The organism is Gluconobacter sp. Dm-44, assembly GCF_018256175.1.
Taxonomy (GTDB): domain Bacteria; phylum Pseudomonadota; class Alphaproteobacteria; order Acetobacterales; family Acetobacteraceae; genus Gluconobacter; species Gluconobacter cadivus.
Window position 1 is genome coordinate 1 of the sequence record NZ_JAERLZ010000035.1, and the last position, 5545, is coordinate 5545.

The window sequence follows — 5545 nt, forward strand, 5'->3', positions numbered from 1 at the left end:
CATCAGCACCGGATCAAATGGCGGTCGCCCGCCCTGGCTTCCATCTGAATAGGCCAGAGCCTTCTCCAGTTCCGGGCAGAACACTTCAAAATCCACAGTCCGGGAAAACGCTTCGAGCTGGTCACCAAGTCCGCTCAATCGAGCAAGCCGCTCTTCAACATCAAAGAAACCCGGCTGCTTCATGATCCATACTCCAATCAACGCAAGAGAAATGGAATCATAGAGAACAGGTCAGAGCCAAGGGGTTTTTCGATCCCTCCAGGTCGGTGGTCCGATCTCGTGTCGAGCATGTCTTTGCCGATCAGACGGGGCTGCTCGTCCAAACCGTCGGCATCACCCGAGCCACCACGAGGATCGGACTGGCCAATATTGTCTATAACATGCGCCGCATCCTCTTCTCTTCCGGGAGCAGAGGATTAACGCCCACGTGTAGTACAGAGTTAAACCTTTACGCTCTGTGGCAGAAGCGGAGTAAAAATTCAGGATCAGGAACCATCAATCAATACATTAGAAACCTGAAATCGGGAGAAGGAGCCGTCGATTAATGGTTCTTCGATCCCCCAGTTGTTTTCTGTTCGAGTGCTTATTTCTGCATTATGTTGCCCAATATGGCAGCCCGATGAAGGGCATCATAACAGCGACGTTCTCGTATGGCGTATGTAAATTCCTTGATGGTCAACGGCATCCCTTGTCGGATCTTGGGTAGCAGTGCGTCGGCAATATGAGGCTTAATTCGTGTTTGTGGGCGATGACGTACATAAAAAAACGGATCACTAATCGCATAACGAAGCGCATGACGATCCTGCTCTGGATCCGGTATATGCTGGCGTAGATATTGTTCCCATTTTTCAAGGTCACTTAGCTCAGGGGGCACCTCCACTTCCTCTGGAATGGCAAATAGACGTGCTTTCCGGAGTAAGGGAAAAGATCGACTTGTGAAGCGGACAATGAGGGCGCTCAGAACAAATCCACCCAGGATAGGAAAAAACCAGAAAAAGACACTGGCAGGGCTAAGTAGGTGACCAGAGACAAGTGACATTAACGCGACTGTCTGTGCTGGTACGAGCAGCACCTGTCTGTAAAGAAGGTAGGAACACAGCAAACCAATCACCATAACCCACCCAAAGTGTCGAAAGCAGTCAAGCCAAGGCAAAGGAGCGTCGTCTCGTTGCTGTGTGCCCCAGGAAACACTTTTACGGATCGCCCATTGCCACACGAATTTTGTGATGTAGATCATAATGATTGGCGCGAAAAACATTGAGAAAATTGTTTCTAGCAGGATCGAGACAATGATTTTCGTGCGTCCCCCATACAGTCTGGCACGGGGCTTCGAAAAATTAAGAACAATAGCCAAAATTCGTGGCAGAAATAGGAAAACCATGGATGCGGCAAGCATCAGCATGGCGGGCACTTCCACAGTCGACATAGCTCCCAGATTTAATGTGCCATGGCGAAGAAACGATACCATCGAATAGGCTGATACGAATAAAAACGCGGCCCAGAGTGGTGCAGAAAGATATCCCATCAACCCATTTAGGAAGGTCTCACGATGGATGGTATGCAGGCCATTAACAAAAAGAAAACGTAAATGTTGCAGATTCCCCTGCATCCAGCGTCGCTCCCGGATAAGGAAGCCTAAAATATTCGCTGGGATTTCCTCATAACTACCTTTGAGTTCAGGCATAAACCATACTTCGTACCCCATGCGTGCCATCATGGCGGCTTCAATAATATCATGGCTCAGGGGTTTGCCGCCCCAAGGCGAACTTCCCGACAACTCCGGCAAAATGCAGTACTTGATGAAAGGATCCATCCTAATGATGGCATTATGCCCGATATACTGGGCGTGCCCCATATACATTGCTTGTAGACTGTATGAGAAAGCAGACCCATACAGGCGACCAGCAAACTGCTGCATGCGACCGAAGAGGCTTTCGCGTAAAATTGGCGTCGGATTGCTTTGCAGTATCCCCAGTCGGTGATTTCCTTCCATCATGCGCACCATTGAATGGATAGTGCCCCCATTCATGATACTATCCGCATCCATGACGACCATATACTCGTAGGTTTTACCCCAGCGGCGACAGAAATCGATTACGTTGCCAAGCTTGGCATTATGATTTGACGGTCTCCAACGGTAATAAAATCTTGCATCCGGATTGGCGGCTTGTGCTGTATGGAGAGCTGCCTGTTCCGCAACCCAGTACTCGGGCTTCCGACTGTCAGACAATAGGAAAAGATCATACTGACTGGCGTAGTCTGGGGCATGTCGTTTGATGGACTCCCACGTAGCCGTCAGGCCTGCGACAACGCGTGCAGCATCTTCATGGTATACCGGATAAATGATTGCTATGCGAATGTTGGCTCGTGGATCCCGCGCGGTATGGCTAGGGTGCCACGGATTGCCTGCCGGACCTCGTAATGCGTGCCATGAACCAAGTCCAAGCTTTGCGAAAGTTGCGATCATGAAATAGGTCATGATCGCATAGATAATCAGGTATGCATGGCGCCAGTTATCCGAGATGTGTTCTGTGACCAGCGTAATGTTGGAGATAATCGTCATCAACGCGGTTAGACCAAGAGAAAAAATCATCGCAAGCTGGCGCCGCCGGTCTACGACCTTCGGCCACAGGGGCGGCTCTCCAACAGGCTGATGGGTCTCTTCTACTTTGCGCAGGCGATTCCGCAGATTGATCCGCCAGTTGGTTTCCAGGAAAGGGGTTCCGATGGGAACGCGGTCTGGAACAGGCTGAAAATCATTTTCCTGCTTTTCACTTAACCAGCGATGGAGATCATCCCAACTCTTAAGATGTGTAGCAGTATATGCGGCCTCCTGTTTAGAAAGGCCTGCATAATAGAGATAAGATTCAAAATTAACCGTCGACACAAGCAGCTATACTTATTCGTCAGCGGGCGATTGTTGCTGGAAGTGCCATCTGAAAGATGGTGTTCAGCACGCGGGAAACGGGAATAATAGGCGATTCCGCCACATATACAATGTCCCGATCTTCGATAGGGAAGGTCTGGGCTGTCAGAATTCCGACCCCACTATTAAAATCAAAATCATAGAGAGCACTGCCGGTTTTCATGCTCTGCCGAAATACGAAAATATGCCGTGCATTGGCCGCGTTTGGATTTAGCCCCTGAGCTTGCGCAAGAACCTGCGCCAACGACGGAACCTCACCAAAGCCATAGCTTCCCGCCCGGGTCGCGCCGCCACCAAGAACCAGAGCCTGAACTGTTGGCTGGGAGTGGACGATCAGTTTGTCTCCCGGCTGCAATGCAATGGCGTTCTCTAGTGCACTGGCAATAGGTAGTGTTACAGGATCCTTTCCTGCACGATAGACGCTGACAGTTGTCGCCGTCTGCTGGCCGGGTACTGCGGCGCTGGAAGATGCTGCCGATGCATTCCCCATCGACAATGTCAGAGCTTCTGCCATGGTAAGTCCACCAGGACTCCAAGGAAGAATGCCTGGCTTTCCTACGGATCCAGTAACGAGAATGCTGCTCCGTGATCCGCCTGCGATTGTTACGGTCGCTGATGGCGACTGCAGTACGTGTAAAGATTCATAGTAATGATTGATGGTTTGTTCGGCCTGAGGACCTGTCAGTCCTGCAAGATGCACACTTCTTATATACGGCAGAGAGACATTGCCATGTACATCAAGCTGGAAATTTCCCAAAGGAAGGGGAGCAGGTCCGCCGCTGTCACTGGTGGACTGGGCCTGGCCAGGCAAAGGAGAAAATGTCCAAAGTGCAATTTGGATACTGTCTCCAGGATGCAGACGATAATCCCGCTTTTCAAAAGATCCGGAAAGAGCAGTCAATGCAGCATCAAGCAACGCCTGCTGCCGCGCCCGGGATGCCAGAATCATCTGATTGGCCAGAGCCGGAGTTACTTTGATGACTGCTGTATCGCGGGTTTCCTGGACCGTGCCCGCTAGCGGGCCGCCATTGGGTAGAGCGCACCCCGTCAAGGGCAGGCAGGCGATGATGGCGGCAGCAGAGCACGAGGAAAACGTTTTCATGAGAAGATGTGGCCTTGATTGCGCGCGGTAATACAAAATGGGTAAAGTTGACAGACCTGATCAGCCAGCAATGAGACGCAGGAGTACCGTAACTGCAGCGACTTCAAGCACGCGCCATAGGCGATGAGGCAGTTCCGGCGCGTGGGGTTCGGACGGAGCACTAATCATATTTAATGAATAATGGTTCTGACCGGCTTTGAACGATGCTTCTTGAGCCGCAATTTCTGCCTGTTTGAGCAAAGCGATGTCTGTCTCCCGGCGAAGGGTCAACGCATTATATGCGGGAGTAATCTGCGCAATTGTTGCAGCATTATGATTGACGCCCAATATTGCCTTTTCAAGCACTGCCATCTGAGACTGATAATTATAAACCATAGGGTTGTTGGCTGCGCCGTGAGTAAGTGCCTGATATTGAGCATTAAGATCAATATTTTTAGCGGTCAGACTCTGGACTTCCGTCAGGAGCGCTTCGTTGTACTGCTCTGGATCGTATATGCCTTTATCAGACCGGAATGCGGAAAGAGCCAGTTCGTCGGCGGTTATTGCGTCGCGAAGGGCATCTGCATGTTTTTTTGCCGTTGAAACAAAATTGTCTTCAGATGCCTGATTCATGGAATTGATGTGTGCAATTGCATCAGCCACAACTGCCCGAGCGATTCCAGATGCTACATTGGGCTCGAAACCGCGCACATTGATTGTCGTGATGCCACTGCGTTCATCGACATCCACAGCAACCTGATTTTGATAATAATGCCAACGTGCAACATCATTATTATGGAACAACATGCTGAGCCCACCGTAGCGGGCGTAGAGATCACCGCTTGAGTAAGCATGCGCCAAATCATACTGTGCATCAATCCGGCGATATTCATCCCAAGAACCGATGAAAGATTTCAGTACATACGCGCCGTCACTTGAGGAACCGGAACTTCCTGAGAGAAGTGAAGTCAGGCTATCCGTATCTTTGACAGGATTTGTTACAATCAGACTACTGGTTGAAACGTAGACTGGAGACGATAAAACCCCAAAATATAGTATGGAAATTGCATTCGGAATGAAAAGTGTAATAACATTGAGCGGAGAGCGCCAAAAGGGTCTTTTTGAGGCTGAAGCGCTTTTTGTCGAAGGGATGTGCGGCATTGTAACCTTTGCAGATCCAGACTTTGTATAGTTTTTTACTTTGTCTTCGGATTTCAAGATTTCTTCGTGCTTGAAATTCATTCGGGGAGGCGCCTTATCGGAGATCTGCATTGGAGGTGAACTTGAAGTTTCATTTCTAAAATTTTACCTGGCGGCTCTTAGCTCAAAAGTTAAACTTACGTAACCCCCCATTATTCATTTCATTACAAAATGCGTTTTTTTTTGCTATGGCTGGTAGCGTCATAGATCTCATAGAAAATTCAAAATAGTATACATTTATACTTTATAAATACGGTATTTTAGGGCCTGTTAGGTCTTGAAAGACTGGCGGACGTGCATAGCTTTGTGTGATGAGCACGATGCAGTCTGTGATTTCC

Annotated in this window: 3 protein-coding genes and 2 pseudogenes; 1 reads left to right on the forward strand and 4 read right to left on the reverse strand. The window is 49.4% G+C overall.

All coding sequences use genetic code 11. From position 1 onward, the window contains the following. Window positions 1-183 (reverse strand): annotated as a pseudogene (locus tag JK213_RS15580) (IS5/IS1182 family transposase); the annotation flags it as partial. A gap of 77 nt (window positions 184-260) precedes the next feature. On the opposite strand from JK213_RS15580, the pseudogene JK213_RS15585 reads away from it, so the two are divergent. Further along, window positions 261-398 (forward strand): annotated as a pseudogene (locus tag JK213_RS15585) (IS5/IS1182 family transposase); the annotation flags it as partial. 185 nt (window positions 399-583) lie between these two features. Here JK213_RS15585 and mdoH read toward each other — a convergent pair. From mdoH to JK213_RS15600, 3 genes are read right to left on the reverse strand one after another with little or no spacing between them, the layout of a single operon-like run. Further along, the gene (gene mdoH / locus JK213_RS15590; protein ID WP_211571884.1) at window positions 584-2887 is read right to left on the reverse strand and encodes a glucans biosynthesis glucosyltransferase MdoH; all 2304 of its coding nucleotides are present in this window, start codon (window positions 2885-2887) and stop codon (window positions 584-586) included. 19 nt (window positions 2888-2906) lie between these two features. Further along, the gene (locus JK213_RS15595) at window positions 2907-4028 is read right to left on the reverse strand and encodes a polysaccharide biosynthesis/export family protein (protein WP_211571885.1); all 1122 of its coding nucleotides are present in this window, start codon (window positions 4026-4028) and stop codon (window positions 2907-2909) included. Between the two features lie 60 nt (window positions 4029-4088). After that, window positions 4089-5249, reverse strand: coding sequence for a hypothetical protein (locus JK213_RS15600; protein WP_211571886.1), 1161 nt, complete (start codon window positions 5247-5249; stop codon window positions 4089-4091). Window positions 5250-5545 lie beyond the last annotated feature (296 nt).